Source organism: Acinetobacter sp. AG3 (genome assembly GCF_022343575.1).
GTDB classification, from domain to species: Bacteria; Pseudomonadota; Gammaproteobacteria; order Pseudomonadales; family Moraxellaceae; genus Acinetobacter; species Acinetobacter guillouiae.
The window spans coordinates 1808903-1825681 of sequence record NZ_JAKQZD010000001.1 but is presented as its reverse complement, the minus strand read 5'-3'; the positions used below and the strand labels follow the sequence as shown (position 1 = coordinate 1825681).

Genomic DNA, 16779 nt, shown 5'->3' with positions numbered 1-16779 from the left:
TTGCTACTAATATTGTCAACAAGCGCTATGAGTGTTTACGCAGAAACGGATGAACAATTAAGCAAATCTGGGCAATGGCGTGACCCTGCCACAGGTCTAATCTGGATGCGTTGTTCAATTGGGCAATCATGGACAGGCTCAACTTGTAAGGGTGATCCTTTGGAATTTAAAAACTGGGAAGATGCACAAGATTATCTTAATCAAATGAATAAAAATGGTGGATTTGAGGGTAAAAATAACTGGCGTGTTCCCCAAATAAAAGAATTAATAACAATTCGTAAATGTAGTACTGGCTGGAGGAAAATAGGACAAATACAATTACCAGAACAAGAGCGGAGACAATATGGACAAGATCATGAACTTGAAATGAAAAAATTACCTTATGGGCAAAAAGCTCCGGCTAACTGTGCTGATGATTCAACTAGCCCTACATTAGATACTCATATTTTTCCTAATACCCCATCTAATGGTAAATATTGGTCAAGTTCATTATCCCCATGGAAACCTATAGGCTACAAATATAAGGCATGGAATGTCGACTTTAAGACTGGTTTTTTTGCACCGACCATTAACTACACAGACGACCATAGTTTTTCTAGAGCAGTTCGAAATAGCCGTTAGTTTCCCAGCAAGAAATTGTCTAGCATTTTATATAAGCAGTATCATGCTAATGTTAGAAAAAATTTAAAAATATAAAAGAATTGCAACGACTGAAGAATAGCTGATTTTGCCTCTAGAGCAAATCATAGTGAGTAATGATTATTTAAATATCTTAAATTGAATAAGGAATAGACGATCAAAAAGGCCTATAAAGCAAGTTAAACTAACTTTACAGGCCTTTAATCTATTTAAATATTACTTCGCTACAGAAGCTTCTGTTGTAATATTTACAGTGATTTTATCACCTACATTCGGGACATATGCTCCAACACCAAATGCTGAACGATTAAATGATGTCGTTGCATTGAAACCAATTGACTGTGCTTTAGTCATTGGATGCTCACCTTGTTTGTTTAAAACAGCATCTAAAACAACAGGTTTAGTCACATCTTTCACAGTTAAGTTACCTGTGATTTTGTATTTGTTTTTACCTAAAGCTTGAACTTTCGTACTTTTAAAAGTGATGTTTGGATACTTTGCAGCATCAAAGAAATCTGCATTTTTTAAATGCTCATCTAATGCTGCAACATTGGTATTTAAACTAGACAATGGAATAGTTACATTGACAGATGAGTCTGCTGGTTTTGCATTATCAACAGAGATTGTACCTTGGATGTCACTGAAGTTTGCTGAAGGAGTTGAAAAACCGAAATGATTCCAAGTAAATACTGTTGCAGTATGCGTTGGATCAATTTTGTAATCTACAGGTTTTGCCATGCTAAAAGTTGCTACTGATGCTACAGCTAAACCCAATGTTAATGCTTTGAAGTTCATCTTTATATTCTCGCTATCGAATGGATATTAGTTTATACACTTCCCGTATAAATTCATTGTTATTGATAATACGATATGTTGCATATATGCAACGATTCTATAATGAGCGCTTTTAAAACTTAATCAAGTCCTTAAAAATCAATATAAAATGTTGTTTTATAAAATTTTAATTTATTAAACTCAATTAAACCATGTATATATCAGAAACTAAATTCAAAACTAAAATTTAAAGTTCAATAAATTACACTAGACCATTTTACGGAAATTTTATATTTATAGTACTGGTCTTTTTTATCTGATGAATGTTTTATGGCAAATATTGCTCAAGCACAAAGTACACAAACAGCTTATCGTGTAACACTCACCAATCCACAAGGACATACATGGTATGCCGATGAACCTAGCGATAAAGGTGGTCAAGATACTGCACCGAATCCAATTCAAATTTTATTATCAGCACTAGGCGCTTGTACTGTGGTCACCCTAGAAATGTATGCAAATCATAAAGGGCTTAAAATTGAACATGTTCAATTAGATTTAGCTTTAAATCCTGAGGGCGATCCTGAAGCAGGTCAAAATAATATTTCAAGGAAAATTATTCTTAAAGGTGATTTTACCGAGGAGCAACATAAACGACTGCTAAAAGTTGCAGAAAGCTGCCCTGTTCATAAATTATTGACTTCAAATATCCAAATTCAGACAGAGTTGGGTATTGAATAAGAATTCCCTCATTTTTTAACAAGAGGATCAGGTATTCTTATTAATAAATACCCCGTTCAATGCCCTCTATCCACTTTCTGACCCAGTTAGCATTTCCTTGATCATAGATTGTATTATTATAATTTTTTTCAGCTGTTAATTTAGATAAAGATTAATTCTTAAAATTACAAGCTATAAAAATCAAAGCCCCTTTCGGGGCTTTTAAACTTATAACTTCTCAACCAAGACACGATCGACTTGCTTTAAACCAGATTGTTTTTCATGGTTTTTACGGCGGATCTTAATCAACTTGTCTTCTTGAAAATCTTGTAACAGCAACTCAACGGCAACCATAGATTCAAGCGGCAAATCTTGCCCAATCCACTTTTGCTCACCTGCGTCCATCAAGGTAATTTCATCACTAATTTGTTCATAAAGGCTCATATTTTCCTCACTTCTGGGATATGTATCACTATGTTTCATGAATACCCAATGAATGGCATAACTATATACCTATTGCTAAAAACTGCTACTAAAATTTACTTAATTTACAAACAAATTTCATAAAATAAAAATGTGTTAATTTGGGAGTTTTTATACTTTATAATTCAGAAACTTATATTTAAATATAGCACTTAATATCCCTACCTGCTTCTAGAGTTGAGTGGGATTTTGTACCCCAATATATTCGGCTAAAAAAACTGATTGCCAAGACTTACACTATTTTTAAATCTATAAACACTTTAGTACCTTATTATTGAAAATATTTTTATACGATAAAAAAGCAAAAAGCCCACTAAAAAGTCAACTTAATATCTAGTGGATTACCATAACCTTGTCCACTCTAAAAGAATATGCCTATGCCTTGATCAAGATGAAAAAGCTTTTACTTGGGCAACATCATATTGATCTTTAGCAAGCTTGCCTTGTTTAAAAAGCCAAGTTGCTACTTCTGGCCATGACCACAAAGGAGATTTAGTAGATACGCCATATATTGGTGTAGGAAACAAACCATCACCTCGTTTATTCAATGCATATAGTGATAGAGCTTGGCGACTTAATCCTGCACGCTCAGCCATTTCAGATAATGAAGCAACCCCATTCTCTTCCAAAACTAATTGGTTAAATCCAGCCGATTGAATGTTTTCAATTGCAGAATTAATTGCCTCAGCAGCACTGCTCGCTTCGCGATCAAATTCCAAATAAACAGTACTATTTGAACTACAGATCAAAGCATCATCACAACCAGCTTCAAATAATTTATCTTCTAAATTTTCTACATTTGGACGTGCATCACGAATCACAATTGTAAAGTGATAAGTATTCATTGTTCACTCTCCATTGCATTGGTTAACATTACGAATAATTTGCTTTGCATGATTCTCTGGATTTCTAGGCGTACTCCATACACTCATTTGATGCTCCGTATGCCCTGCTATGCAACGCAGTCTACAAAATGCATGTGATGATTTACCTGATTCCACAACATCCCACCCATTTTCAATTGCATATTCGATTGCTTCACGAATATGCTTATTAGGATGCTTATCCATGGTTACACCTATTCTAAATAAATTATATGACCACATGTTGACACATGTCAACAAAACTAAAATGAATGACACACTGTTTCTAATTTTTGATTAATATCATTTATAAAAACATTCAATTTTTTTAATTTATCACTCAATTGAAGAGTTAGTTTATCAAGCTCAAACTAACTTATCACGCTTTCCCTATGATCACTCTCACTAGGAAACTCTATATCTTTTACTACTCGTGATGATCATCATAATTTAGTTTCAGCACACCACGTAAAAAACCAGTAAGGAAAATAAACACTGCCTAATCGTTATCGATGATGGTGTTTTTAATCAAAGCACTTTCCATTCAATTAAATAATGCTGATCTATTTTCGATAGCTTAAGGTTAACCTTCATATTTCTTAAAAGAAAAATAACTTTAAACACATGTATTCTATTTTTATTTTAAAAAAGTGAATGCAGAGCAATAAAAAACGCCCCTCTCGGGGCGTTTTTATATTTAAAACGATGCAAGAATTAAGCAGTTAATTCTTTTACAGCACCAACAACAGCTTCAGTGGTAATACCAAAGAATTGGAACAAATCTTTGGCTGGTGCAGACTCACCATAAGTTGACATACCAATAACTTTGCCGTCTAAACCTACAAATTTCCACCAGTAATCTACATGTCCAGCTTCAACTGCAACACGTGCGCGGATATTTGATGGTAATACTGCTTCACGATATGCAGCATCTTGCTTCACAAATTCTTCCGCACATGGCATAGACACTACACGAACACCGTCAAGTTGTGCATATGCTTCCATCGCCAATGAAACTTCTGAACCAGTCGCAATGATGATCGCTTTTAATTCGCCTTTTTCTTCAGCCAATACATAACCACCTTTCACAACATTCTCAATCTGAGCTTGAGTACGTGTTTGGAATGGTAAGTTTTGACGAGAGAAAATTAACGCTGTAGGACCTTCCTTACGTGTTAAAGCAGATTTCCAAGAAATAGACGCTTCAACTGTGTCACATGGGCGCCATGTATTTAAATTTGGTGTACCGCGTAAAGAGGCAATTTGCTCAACAGGTTGATGGGTTGGGCCATCTTCACCTAGACCAATTGAGTCATGAGTATAAACATGGATCACACGTTGTTTCATCAATGCAGACATACGAACTGCATTACGAGCATATTCCATAAACATAAGGAAGGTTGCTACATAAGGAATGAAACCACCATGCAATGCTACACCATTGGCAATTGCAGTCATACCAAACTCACGCACACCATAATGTACGTAGTTACCCGCAGGATCAGACTCAACCCCTTTCGCGCCTTTCCAAAGTGTAAGGTTTGAACCCGCCAAGTCAGCAGAACCACCTAAAATTTCAGGTAGTAAAGGTGCAAATGCTTGAATCGCATTTTGGCTTGCTTTACGTGTTGCAATGGTTTCACCTTTTGCATTCACTTCAGCAATATAAGCATCCGCTTGTGCCAAAAATTCTGCAGGCAAGTCACCATTCACACGACGTTTTAACTCAGCCGCTTCTGTTGGGTATTTTGCAGCATAGCTTGCAAAAACGTCATTCCAAGCAGCTTCTGAAGCTGAACCCTTTGCTTTTGCATCCCAAGCTGTATAGACATCAGTAGGAATAATGAACGGCTCTTCTTTCCAACCCAATGCTTCACGAGTTAATGTAATTTCATCATTACCTAGTGGCGCACCGTGGCAATCTTCTTTACCTTGTTTGTTTGGCGAACCTAAACCAATAATCGTTTTACAGATAATCAACGTTGGTTTCGAGCTTTCTGCACGCGCAGCAACTGTCGCAGCACGAATTGCATCTGCATCATGACCGTCTGCACGAAGTACTTGCCAACCATAAGCTTTAAAGCGCTCTTCTGTATCGTCAGAGAACCAACCTTCTACTTCACCATCAATAGAAATACCGTTGTCATCATAATAAACAACGAGTTTTCCAAGACCTAATGTTCCAGCAAGTGAACATGCTTCATGGGAAATACCTTCCATTAAGCAACCATCACCCAAGAAGCAGTAAGTGAAGTGATCTACAACTTGAATATCTTGTTTATTAAATTGTGCCGCTAAAGTTTTCTCAGCAAGTGCAAAACCTACAGCATTGGCAACACCTTGACCAAGTGGACCTGTTGTCGTTTCAATCCCTGGTGCATAACCTAATTCTGGGTGACCAGGAGTTTTAGAATGTAATTGGCGGAATTGTTTAATATCTTCAATAGAAAGATCATAACCAGTTAAATGAAGCAAAGCATATTGCAACATTGAACCATGACCATTTGACAATACAAAACGGTCGCGGTTTGCCCATTGTGGGTTGCTTGGATTATGGTTTAAAAATTCACGCCATACGACATCAGCGATATCTGCCATCCCCATTGGAGCACCTGGATGTCCAGAATTAGCTTTTTGCACAGCATCCATAGCCAATACACGAATTGCGTTAGCTATACGACGTTCATTCAGCGGGGTTGTCATAAATCAGAGTCCAATAAATTAAAATATAGGAAGATGAATAGAAAATTCAAAAACTGGGATGTATTGTCTTAAAAAAAGCGATCAGGGTAAAGACTTAAGTCTATATTTATCCGCTTAGGTTGCAAATTAATTAAAAAATATACCGAATAGTCTTAAATCAACGTTAAAAACGGTCTTTTTTCTTATTCACATCGAACATCTCAACATCAGCAAAACAAATTTGATTATGTTTAAGCGATGCGGTTACATTCGGATACTCTTTCACCATCCAATTCAGTCTAAATTTTGAAAATTTCATACTGATCAATTTTAAATAGAACAAGATCTCGCTAAAGCGTTTCACATGATAAAAAGTCATGATAACTTGAATGCAAATCGGCCTGCTTTTGCAAATTTTCCAGAAAACAGGACTCAACCATAATCTTTTATCAATTTTTCTAATGAGCATATCAATTAAAAACACATGAAAATGAATTTAATTCATGCATTTTAGTCAGGTAATGCTAGTCCTCAGGCTGAAGTCGATGTAACATATTGCGTCTTTATAAATTACTGTGATAGGACTTTCATGCGCGAGTATGCTGTTTTTACTTCGGAATCTGTGAGCGAAGGCCATCCAGATAAAATGGCTGACCAAATCAGTGACGCTATCTTGGATGCAATCTTAAAAGAAGACCCATACGCTAGGGTTGCATGCGAAACATTAGTAAAAACTGGTGCAGTCGTTCTTGCAGGTGAAATTACAACGACTGCAAATGTCGATTTTGAAACTATTGTCCGCAATACCGTAAATGGAATTGGCTATCACCATACCGATTTAGGTTTTGATGGTTCAACTTGTGCTGTGATTAACATGGTGGGTAAACAATCACCTGAAATTGCACAAGGTGTAGATCGTCAGAAACCAGAAGACCAAGGTGCAGGTGACCAAGGTTTAATGTTTGGTTATGCAAGCCGTGAAACTGATGTGTTGATGCCAGCACCGATTTCATATGCGCATCGCTTAATGGAAAAACAAGCTGAATTACGTCGTAACGGCGCACTACCGTGGTTACGTCCAGATGCAAAAAGCCAAGTAACATTTGCCTATGAAAATGGCAAACCTGTTCGTTTAGATGCAGTTGTTCTTTCAACTCAGCACGATCCTGAAATTTCACAAGCCAATCTTAAAGAGGCTGTGATTGAAGAAATCGTGAAAAAAATTATCCCTGCTGAAATGTTCCATGCAGGTACTAAATTTCACATCAACCCAACAGGGTTATTTGTGATTGGTGGTCCAGTGGGTGACTGTGGTTTAACCGGTCGTAAAATCATTGTAGATACTTACGGTGGTATGGCGCGTCATGGTGGCGGTGCTTTCTCGGGTAAAGACCCATCAAAAGTTGACCGTTCTGCTGCGTATGCAGGCCGTTATGTTGCAAAAAATATTGTTGCAGCAGGTTTGGCGGATAAATGTGAAATTCAAGTGTCTTACGCAATTGGTGTTGCTGAGCCAACTTCGATTTCGATCAACACATTTAATACCGGCAAAGTATCTGATGAATTGATTATCCAATTGGTTCGTGAGCATTTTGACTTACGTCCATACGGTATCACCCGTATGCTTGATCTAATTCAACCGATGTATAAGCAAACCGCTGCTTATGGTCATTTTGGTCGTGAAGGTTCAGATACTGCATTTACTTGGGAAAAGACAGATAAAGTTGAAGCACTTAAAGCTTCTGCAAATTTGTAATTCTAGCCTAAGATCTAAATCTGAAAAAAGCTCGCAAATGCGAGCTTTTTTATTGAATTAATGTTATCGGAATGAATACCTCAAAATTTTTCCTCCTCTACTCCACTGAATATCTATATGTTAAATATCTTATCGATATTTATAACTTAAAACATCTCTAATGGTTTGTTTATTTTAATCATTAGCATGATCTAATTTTATTGTTTTTTAAAAAATCAAACCTTTATACAATTAAACCTACCATCTACACGAATTATTGACCATCTGATTTAGCATCTGGCTGTAACACACTCAATAAAGAAACTTGCGCTGGGGTTTCTGTATTGTGATTTTGCAAATAAATATGTCCCACTTTAAACGTTACTGCTGCAATCAAACAAGCAACCAGACAAAACGTCCATAATCCATATGGGCTTTTAATATGTTGAGAGCCACATTTTGGACAAACTTTTTGTGTTGAACTGACCGCTTCATCACAACAAGCACAATGATATTGTAGAATCATATTCAGATCTCCTTTTATGGCGCTATTATTGTTTTTAATTATTACACTACAATTATATCCATATATGTAATGCAAAAAATCTGTTTCTTTTTTTAGTGTACATGATTCATATCTTTTGACAAGACAAATTTGTTTCAATATATTCTTGCATAAATTCAATAACTTAAATTTACATACTAAAAATAAGTGATTATAAATCAACAGCTATCAAATTGTGGATCATTCATTCAATATTCTGTATTACATTGATTCAAGCTATAATCTGTAAAGTTAAAGATATTGTTTTGGAGATTATTTTGGTACAGCTGATTAAAAAAGGCGGTTTAAGAGAGCGTGCAAATCGCAGTCGTAAATACACGCAATCTGAAAATAATATTAAAACCTTAGATCCACATCGCTATGCCACTCAAGATCAAAACGATAGTCGCAATGATCAACAGTCACAACAACAACCCGTAAATCCTCTACAACATCCCGACCACTAAAACATTTTCAAGACATCGACCCAAAGGAAAATGGCAAATAATAAGAAAAAGCTTCCTGAAACAATATCGATATAACTTCCCGATTTTTGATAAACGCGTTTAATTTTAGGAATTGACATGATCATCATCAACAGGCTGAAAACTAAAAATGTTTGTATTGGAATAATCACTGCCAACTGCGGTTTTAAATTTGCACCTGCTGTTGAACTCAATGCCAATGAAAAAACACTACTAAAATAAATCACAATCTTAGGATTAGCTAAATTGGTATAAAGGCCCAATAGAAAATAGTTTTTAGGAGGCTGCTCGATCACGCCATCTAAATTGGTATTTTGTTTAAGTGTTGCAATGCCGCCTTTCAACATTGCATAGCCCATTTTAGCAAGGAATAAGCCCCCGATCAGCATCAAGACTTGTTGAATCCATGGCCATTGTTCCAATAAAACCGTAAAACCAAGCAAGGTTAATGCAACCCATACCACCACACCAGCAGAGATGCCTAAAATGATTTTTACAGTATTGGCACGTGTTGTCGATGCTGAGCTTTTAGCGACAAGTAATACATCTGGACCAGGACTCAACTGTGCAACAAAGTGTAGTGCACAAATAGTCAATAACATCGACATAATAAAATCTTAGAAATTGTGACTCAGTGATTATATCGTTTGATCAAAAATATGTTTAAGAAATTATGCTTGCTTTCGTTGATTTCAGACATAAAAAAGCCGAATCATTGATTCGGCGTTCTATTCAATATCATAGACTGTATTTTATTTTTTATTTACATCTTTCAATTCAATTTGTTTATGCTGCGGTTCAACTTCATGCGCTTCACCATCAATAATGGTTGAATCACGATATTGCCCACCAGATTGCTGGTTCTGCATATCCTGCATTTGACGCATCAAATCTGCAAATGGGTTTTCACCTTGAGCACCACCCATGTCCCCCATTCCACCCATCATATTGTTCATCATGGCTTGTTGCTTTTTCGCCATATATTTCATACCTGCATTTTTAATTGCATTCTGTACAGGTGGAAGAATAACCAGTAGTGCCAAGACATCGGTGATTAAACCTGGAATCATCAACAAAATACCCGCAAATGCTGTCGCCATTTTTTTGGCAATTGCAGGATCGTTTCCCATCATTCCTGTCATTTGCATTTGTTGTAATTGCGGCATAATTGTTGCTGTACTTGAACGCAACAAGTTTAAACCAATTACAAAAGCAATGATAAACCAGAAAAATACGTACCAACCGCTAATGAATTGGGCTACACCAATCCATACAGCAATTTCAAGAATCGTACCAATTAAAATAATAGGAAAAAGTTTCATCGAAACAAGGCATCTCAAAGATAAATTAAAAGTGAGCTTGAAAATTCACATATAAAAACAATGAATTTCGTTGCTTCTATCATTTATATGGGCAGTTAAAAATTTTTAAAGGGTAATTTTGTGTTCTGACAACGATTTTATGTATTTGTGCGATTTATTGACTAAGATTTTATAAATAATGAGCACCCTAGCGTTGTGCTTAAGGGAAATAATACTGTTGTGTACTTTGATTATACAACTAAGTTAAAATTTTACTTACAATTCATTTTTAGAATCATATAATTGAAGCAAGACTTACGATAAGCAGTATTATGCCTTTAATTATTGGAATTGACCCTGGTTCACGCTTAACAGGTTATGGCATCATTGAAAAAGATGGTCAAAAACTTACTTTTGTTGATGCTGGTACAATTCGCACTGAAACAACAGAAATGCCTGAGCGACTCAAACGAATTTTTGCTGGAGTTGAACGTATTGTTCAGTTTCATGGTCCTACAGAAGCTGCTGTAGAGCAAGTATTTATGGCACAAAACCCTGATTCCGCTTTAAAACTTGGACAAGCGCGTGGAGCGGCAATTGCAGCATTGGTCAATTTAGACTTACAAGTTGCAGAATATACGGCCCGTCAAATTAAACAATCTGTTGTGGGCTATGGTGCTGCAGACAAAGAACAAGTTCAGATGATGGTAATGAAGTTACTTAACTTATCAATCCAACCCCAACAAGATGCTGCCGATGCACTCGCTGCAGCAATTTGCCATGCCCATGCTTCTGGCAGTATGAGCAAATTAGCTGTACTGAATGCTTTAGGCGGTATGGCTCGTGGGCGGAGTCGCAATAGTAGTCGTCGACGTTAATTTATACACCACCAAAACGCCTCACTCTACCCATGTCAAAGTCCAAGCTATTGCAATCATCAACAAGTTATCGCTATCACCAAGATGATCTGAAAGGTTTTTTATTTATTGAGATGGTAGAGCCCATCTCAAGTTAAATAAGGGAAAGTATCTTTTCGAATCTCACGAATACTGGGCTGCTTTGTATAGGTTGCAATTAACATTTTCCCAGAAGTTCTTAGATTTTTCTTCTGTTCTGAATCAACACGAATCAATACCAACTCTTCAGGGATACGTGGATTACTCCCTTCTCGACAAATTATGAAATTTTGATTCCGTTCAAGAATGGTATAGTTTGGAAATTCCTTTTGTAACTTTGCTTTGAATGACAAAGACTTATCTTCTTTTTGCCCACTATCGAGTTGGGTATAAATAATCAATACCAAACACGCAGCAAATACAATTCCAACAACTAAATATTTATCAATCATGTAATTTCACTCGAATATACTTCTGCTGTTTTTCATTATACTGATAAACATGGGTTTCATTTATAGGCACAATTTTAGCAATATCACCAACATAAATTTGTTGCGTACCAGAATAGTGAATTTCAATATCATACAAACCATCATGCTCAGTGCTTAAAAAACGATAATCAGCTTGTGTATTGTAGATTTTATCACTTCCTGTCACTTCATTGTCATTCCCAATTTCTGCAACTTCCAATTTAACCATTACAGGGTTTTCATCAAATGGGACGATATAAAGCGTGCTAGTTGAATAGCCTTGTCGACTATACGCTTGTACTTCGACATAGCCTTTTATTCGCGGACCAATTTTTCGAATATTTTTAACTATATTTTCAGTCGGATAAGGCAAATAATTAAAATCTGCATTCATCCAACTATTTTCATCCCGACTCTGGCTCACTAACTCAAATTGACCTAAAGCATTTTTCTTAAATAGGTAGATTTTAGTAAATGTTGCGCATACACCACAAAAGTTTAGTAATTCATTATTTTTATCTATCGAAACTTCTGTTGTACTTATAAGATAGCGCAACTCATTTTGAGCATTTTGATAAGCACTCGCAGGACTAAATACAATCACAGCATCATCACGATCAAAGACATGGGTATATTCGGCATTTTTAATCCCGACATACTGTATATTGCTCTGATCTAATTGAGGGATTTTGACATATTGGATCTGTTTTTGATAAAAAGATTTCATCACAGTTTTAAAGTCCAAATCTTTTAAAGCAATCTTATTCTTATTCGTCACAGCGTCTACTGGTTGTGCGACAAGCTCAGTATGAATACCGCACATCAAAATACAGCTTAATAAAATTTTGTTGATCATCATGGGTAATATTGATTTATATCAGTATGTGGTTGCTATTCTAAATGATCTCTTTAACGGACCATCTTAAAATCAGTATAGTCTAAATCATGATTCAGGTTTTGTTGTTCAATACTAGTAACATCAGCACGTAAAGGCCCAACATAGCAATGACGAATCAAACTTAAAATCGCTTGTTCATCTCCGACCACAACCGCTTCAACCTCGCCTGTAGTTAGATTTTTCACATAGCCTTTTAAATTCAATTGTAAGGCTTCTTTTTCAAACCAACGACGATAGCCTACAGCTTGAACTTTACCACGAATTAACAATTTTACCGCTTTCATCACATACTCACTCCTGACAATGAATGATTGACCACATAATACACAGCATCACGCATTTGCTGGGCCTGTAAACCACGCATACCGTTTTTTGCGAGCCTATCACCTGCCAAAGCATGTAAGGTGACAATTTCATGTAAGTGAATATTTTCATCAAATTGTGCTTTTAAACTGGCAATCATTCCTGCAAGAACATCTCCCATCCCACCAGTGCCCATGCCTGCATTCCCCGCAGTACAGATCCATAGATGCTTTTCTAAAATCAAACTTCCAGAACCTTTAAGTACCCATTGTCCTGAATATTTTTGCTGAAGTTTTTGAATCGCAGCAATACGATCATTTTCAATCTCTGCCACTGAGCAATTTAATAATTTAGCAGCCTCACCTGGATGAGGCGTCAGGTAAGTTCGTTGATTGAGTTGAACAGCTTGTTCAGCTAAAAACCACAAAGCATCAGCATCTAAAACCACTTGCAGCTGTGGGGTTAAATGAATGGGTGAAAACCATTTTGAAAATTGTTGTTTCGCCCAAGCATCACGCCCTAAACCCATTCCAAAACTGACAGCATCCACATGGCTTAATAAATTTTGAATATCCACATCAGTTAAAGCGTTGATATCTCTCAGCATGATGTTAGGAGAGCGTGCCAGAATTGCAGTGTGATGTTTGGCATGACATACAATCGTGACTTTTCCAGCACCCGCACTAAATGCAGATTCAGCAGCTAACATGACTGCACCGCCCATCTCTGCATGCCCACCGACCACCAAAACATGCCCATAACTGCCTTTATGACCGAACGCTTGGCGTTGTGGTAATTGAATCTGGGTGGGTGACAACTGTGCGACCGCTTTTAATTGTGGGTCTATAGGAACAATTGAAATGAGCTCAATTTGACCCGCATATTCTCGACCTTGTCCTGTAAACAAGCCCGCTTTAAGACCTAAAACAGTCAATGTTTGATCTGCTTTTACTGCTACAGGTAAAGGTTGTCCTGTATTGGCATTTAAACCACTTGGAATATCAATCGCTACTTTTAAACCTGATTGGGCATTATAGTGTTGAATAATCGCTTGTAATGCACCGTCCAAATCACGGTTTAAACCAATACCAAACAGTGCATCAATATGACAATCAAAGCGCTTTTCGATATTAAAATGTGGGTGGATTTTAATTTTATCTTTCTGTACTAACTCAATTGCCGCCTTTAACTGCTGAGAATGCCCTGCTTCAGTTGCAAATATTTCGACTTGATAACCGTATTGATGCAAATAATGGGCAACACAATAGCCATCACCTGCGTTATTTCCTGCACCGCACCACAGCGCAACAGTGGTAATTGGGGGAGAAGCTTGTTGAAACAAAATATTTAAGCGTTGCGCAATCGACCAAGCCACCTGTTGCATTAAACCAAAAACGCTATTTTGCTGAGCAAACCAACGCGCTTCCCATGCTTGTATTTCACGGCTGTGATAAACTTGCTGATGCATCATTCTGTCCTTTTCTTCTCACTATTTTATAGCGCATTGATTCATTATGTCGGCAACTTTAACTTCGCAATCCATTCCCTTGCAACAGCTTGATCTTCAAGAACTAAAATCTTGGATCAAACAACAGGCTTTGCAACTGGGCTTTGCTGATTGTGTCATTGCTCGTCCTGATGCTCAAGCTGAATTACCACGATTTAAAGAATATTTAAAACGTGGATACCATGGTGATATGAAGTTTTTAGAAGAAAATTTAGAAAAAAGAGCGGATCCAACACTACTGGTTCCAGGCACAAAAAGTATCATCTGTGTACGAATGAATTATTTGGTGGAAACACCAAAACCGCGTTATGTACCAGATGAGCCCAATTCAGCAATTATTGCCCGTTATGCACGTGGACGTGACTATCATAAAATCATGCGTGGTCGGCTAAAAACCTTGGCAACCCTTATTAAAGAAAAAGTTGGTCCGTTTGAATCCCGTCCCTTTGCGGACTCAGCGCCGGTGTTTGAAAAATCACTGGCAGAAAGTGCGGGGATGGGATGGACCGGTAAACATACTTTATTGATTCATAAAAAATCGGGTTCTTTTTTTGTTTTAGGTGAATTATTTACTTCACTTGATTTGCCCTTTGATGAACCAGCAACGCATCATTGTGGTTCATGCTCAGCCTGTATCGATATTTGCCCAACTCAAGCGATTGTTGAGCCGTATATGCTGGATGCGCGCAGATGTATCGCCTATTTAACCATCGAATATAAGGGAATCATTCCTGAAGAGTTAAGACGTGGTATTGGTAACCGTGTTTTTGGCTGTGATGACTGTCAACTAATTTGTCCTTGGAACAGTTTTGCCAAAAAAGCTTCGATTGAAGACTTTAACCCACGTCATGGCCTAGACGATATTAACTTATTGGATTTATGGCAATGGGATGAACAAACCTTCCTCAATTGTACTGAGGGTAGCCCCATCCGACGTACAGGCTTTCAAAGCTTTATGCGCAATATTGCAATTGGCTTAGGTAATGCACCGTATTCAGCCCAAATTATTGCAGCATTGACCCAAAATAGAGCCTTACATGATGAAGTTGTGCAAGTCCATATTGATTGGGCTATTACCGAGCAAAATGCTAAACAACACCAAATTTCAGCCCATTGATGCCCTTAAATTGTGCCGAGTGATAATTTTCAGATCGTTGCAAAGTTCGTAATTTTTGAATATTTTAATCACCAATACACTGAAGTTAATAAAAATTAAAGTTAAAATTTTGTGAGTAAATCACAAGGAATGTGGTTAACTTTGCAACTATATTTATAATTTTAGTTTTCTATACTCTTGATCTTTTTAATCGTAAGATACCATCGTATTTGGACTTTTTTGCCCTATGGAATTGGCATGAATTATGTATTATATACAGGGATAGATAATGATTATCATGGATTTAATTAATGACAGTACGTAATGACTGGGCTCGTGAAGAAATTCAAGCTTTATATGAACAGCCTTTTTTAGACTTAGTTTTCAAAGCACAGCAAACTCATCGTGAACACTTTGATGCCAATACCATCCAAGTCAGTACTTTACTTTCAATTAAAACTGGTAAGTGCCCTGAAGATTGCAAATATTGTTCGCAATCTGCACGCTATGATTCAAAATTAGAAGCTGAAAAACGTATTGCGGTCGATAAAGTGATCAGTGAAGCAAAAGAAGCCATTGAATCAGGTTCTTCACGTTTTTGTATGGGTGCAGCATGGCGAAACCCACATGAGCGTGATATGCCTTATGTCCTCGAAATGGTGCGCGAAGTTAAAGCATTAGGTTTAGAAACCTGTATGACACTGGGTATGCTCAACCAATCACAAGCTGAACGTTTACATGCAGCAGGCCTAGATTATTACAATCATAACTTAGATACATCTCGTGAATACTATTCACATATCATCAGCACCCGTACTTTTGATGATCGCTTAGACACCTTGGATCATGTCCGTAATGCGGGGATGAAAGTCTGTAGTGGCGGTATTGTTGGATTGGGTGAAAATCGTAATGATCGTATTGGTTTATTACATGAATTAGCAACCCTGCCTGTTCATCCTGAATCTGTACCAATCAACATGCTCGTTCCAATCGAAGGTACGCCACTTGCAGATGTTGAAAAACTTGATGTCACAGAATGGATCCGTACGATTGCGGTTGCGCGTATTATCATGCCACACAGTTATATCCGTCTCTCTGCTGGCCGTGAATCGCTCACTGACTCAGATCAAGCTTTAGCCTTTATGGCAGGTGCAAACTCGCTATTTAGTGGTGAAAAATTATTAACCACACCGAATGCTGGTGAAGGTAAAGACAAACAATTGTTTAATAAGCTAGGTCTAAAAGCAGAAAAAGCCAAGCCAACCGTGGCTGAGCTTTCTGTCGATGCGATGGCGAGTTAATTCAAAGTTATTTCTAACACCGCTTGAGATCAAGTGGTGTGAGCACTTCCCTTCTAATTCTTTTTATTATCATTGCTATGAT

The 16779-nt window shown here is 37.1% G+C and carries 20 protein-coding genes; 7 read left to right on the top strand and 13 right to left on the bottom strand.

Features of this window, described 5'->3' with window-relative positions; genetic code table 11:
• Window positions 1-27 precede the first annotated feature (27 nt).
• Window positions 28-621, top strand: coding sequence for a DUF1566 domain-containing protein (locus L3V46_RS08420; RefSeq protein ID WP_239045425.1), 594 nt, complete (start codon window positions 28-30; stop codon window positions 619-621).
• Window positions 622-855: 234 nt separating this feature from the next.
• On the opposite strand, the gene L3V46_RS08415 is transcribed toward L3V46_RS08420, so the two are convergent.
• Entirely contained in the window at window positions 856-1434 is a 579-nt protein-coding gene (locus L3V46_RS08415; RefSeq protein WP_004719471.1) for a YceI family protein, read from the bottom strand.
• Window positions 1435-1743: 309 nt separating this feature from the next.
• Here L3V46_RS08415 and L3V46_RS08410 point away from each other — a divergent pair, with 309 nt between their 5' ends.
• Complete coding sequence (locus L3V46_RS08410; RefSeq protein WP_096734389.1) at window positions 1744-2154, top strand: OsmC family protein; 411 nt, start codon at window positions 1744-1746, stop codon at window positions 2152-2154.
• 207 nt (window positions 2155-2361) lie between these two features.
• On the opposite strand, the gene L3V46_RS08405 is transcribed toward L3V46_RS08410, so the two are convergent.
• From L3V46_RS08405 to L3V46_RS22840, 5 genes are all read right to left on the bottom strand, one after another.
• Window positions 2362-2577 (bottom strand): hypothetical protein, encoded by a 216-nt coding sequence (locus L3V46_RS08405; protein WP_004719469.1) that lies wholly within the window; start codon window positions 2575-2577, stop codon window positions 2362-2364.
• 425 nt (window positions 2578-3002) lie between these two features.
• The gene (locus tag L3V46_RS08400) at window positions 3003-3461 is read right to left on the bottom strand and encodes an XRE family transcriptional regulator (RefSeq protein ID WP_239045424.1); all 459 of its coding nucleotides are present in this window, start codon (window positions 3459-3461) and stop codon (window positions 3003-3005) included.
• A gap of 3 nt (window positions 3462-3464) precedes the next feature.
• On the bottom strand, window positions 3465-3686 hold the full coding sequence (locus tag L3V46_RS08395) for a hypothetical protein (RefSeq protein WP_004822338.1): 222 nt from the start codon (window positions 3684-3686) through the stop codon (window positions 3465-3467).
• A 507-nt stretch (window positions 3687-4193) separates the two neighbouring features.
• Window positions 4194-6182 (bottom strand): transketolase, encoded by a 1989-nt coding sequence (gene tkt, locus L3V46_RS08390; RefSeq protein ID WP_239045423.1) that lies wholly within the window; start codon window positions 6180-6182, stop codon window positions 4194-4196.
• A 163-nt stretch (window positions 6183-6345) separates the two neighbouring features.
• Entirely contained in the window at window positions 6346-6480 is a 135-nt protein-coding gene (locus L3V46_RS22840) for a hypothetical protein (protein ID WP_270402692.1), read from the bottom strand.
• Between the two features lie 270 nt (window positions 6481-6750).
• Here L3V46_RS22840 and metK point away from each other — a divergent pair, with 270 nt between their 5' ends.
• Window positions 6751-7917: a methionine adenosyltransferase gene (metK, locus tag L3V46_RS08385; RefSeq protein WP_004719464.1), complete on the top strand. Its 1167-nt coding sequence runs from the start codon at window positions 6751-6753 to the stop codon at window positions 7915-7917.
• Between the two features lie 253 nt (window positions 7918-8170).
• Here the strand turns inward: metK and L3V46_RS08380 are convergent, their stop codons facing one another.
• Entirely contained in the window at window positions 8171-8422 is a 252-nt protein-coding gene (locus L3V46_RS08380; RefSeq protein WP_004822342.1) for a hypothetical protein, read from the bottom strand.
• 296 nt (window positions 8423-8718) lie between these two features.
• On the opposite strand from L3V46_RS08380, the gene L3V46_RS08375 reads away from it, so the two are divergent.
• A complete protein-coding gene (locus L3V46_RS08375; RefSeq protein ID WP_004822344.1) occupies window positions 8719-8907 on the top strand; it encodes a hypothetical protein in 189 nt (62 codons plus the stop codon).
• Here the strand turns inward: L3V46_RS08375 and L3V46_RS08370 are convergent.
• Both L3V46_RS08370 and L3V46_RS08365 read right to left on the bottom strand, forming a co-directional pair.
• Entirely contained in the window at window positions 8904-9533 is a 630-nt protein-coding gene (locus L3V46_RS08370; RefSeq protein ID WP_004822346.1) for a LysE family transporter, read from the bottom strand. The genes L3V46_RS08375 and L3V46_RS08370 overlap by 4 nt on opposite strands.
• 144 nt (window positions 9534-9677) lie before the next feature.
• A complete protein-coding gene (locus L3V46_RS08365) occupies window positions 9678-10247 on the bottom strand; it encodes an FxsA family protein (protein ID WP_004822349.1) in 570 nt (189 codons plus the stop codon).
• A 311-nt stretch (window positions 10248-10558) separates the two neighbouring features.
• Between L3V46_RS08365 and ruvC the strand changes: the two genes are divergently transcribed.
• Complete coding sequence (gene ruvC, locus L3V46_RS08360) at window positions 10559-11104, top strand: crossover junction endodeoxyribonuclease RuvC (RefSeq protein ID WP_004719459.1); 546 nt, start codon at window positions 10559-10561, stop codon at window positions 11102-11104.
• Window positions 11105-11232: 128 nt separating this feature from the next.
• On the opposite strand, the gene L3V46_RS08355 is transcribed toward ruvC, so the two are convergent.
• The 4 genes from L3V46_RS08355 to L3V46_RS08340 are packed head-to-tail and all read right to left on the bottom strand — an operon-like array spanning window position 11233 to window position 14261.
• Window positions 11233-11574, bottom strand: coding sequence for a hypothetical protein (locus L3V46_RS08355; protein ID WP_239045422.1), 342 nt, complete (start codon window positions 11572-11574; stop codon window positions 11233-11235).
• A complete protein-coding gene (locus tag L3V46_RS08350) occupies window positions 11567-12451 on the bottom strand; it encodes a hypothetical protein (protein WP_239045421.1) in 885 nt (294 codons plus the stop codon). The genes L3V46_RS08355 and L3V46_RS08350 overlap by 8 nt, the downstream gene beginning before the upstream one ends.
• A 50-nt stretch (window positions 12452-12501) precedes the next feature.
• The gene (locus L3V46_RS08345; RefSeq protein WP_239045420.1) at window positions 12502-12774 is read right to left on the bottom strand and encodes an acylphosphatase; all 273 of its coding nucleotides are present in this window, start codon (window positions 12772-12774) and stop codon (window positions 12502-12504) included.
• Complete coding sequence (locus tag L3V46_RS08340) at window positions 12774-14261, bottom strand: NAD(P)H-hydrate dehydratase (protein WP_239045419.1); 1488 nt, start codon at window positions 14259-14261, stop codon at window positions 12774-12776. The genes L3V46_RS08345 and L3V46_RS08340 overlap by 1 nt, the downstream gene beginning before the upstream one ends.
• A gap of 46 nt (window positions 14262-14307) precedes the next feature.
• Here L3V46_RS08340 and queG point away from each other — a divergent pair, with 46 nt between their 5' ends.
• Both queG and bioB read left to right on the top strand, forming a co-directional pair.
• Complete coding sequence (gene queG / locus L3V46_RS08335; protein ID WP_004822356.1) at window positions 14308-15417, top strand: tRNA epoxyqueuosine(34) reductase QueG; 1110 nt, start codon at window positions 14308-14310, stop codon at window positions 15415-15417.
• 290 nt (window positions 15418-15707) lie between these two features.
• Window positions 15708-16697 carry a biotin synthase BioB gene (gene bioB / locus L3V46_RS08330; protein ID WP_004719449.1) on the top strand — a complete coding sequence of 330 codons (990 nt, stop codon included), beginning with the start codon at window positions 15708-15710 and terminating at the stop codon, window positions 16695-16697.
• Window positions 16698-16779 lie beyond the last annotated feature (82 nt).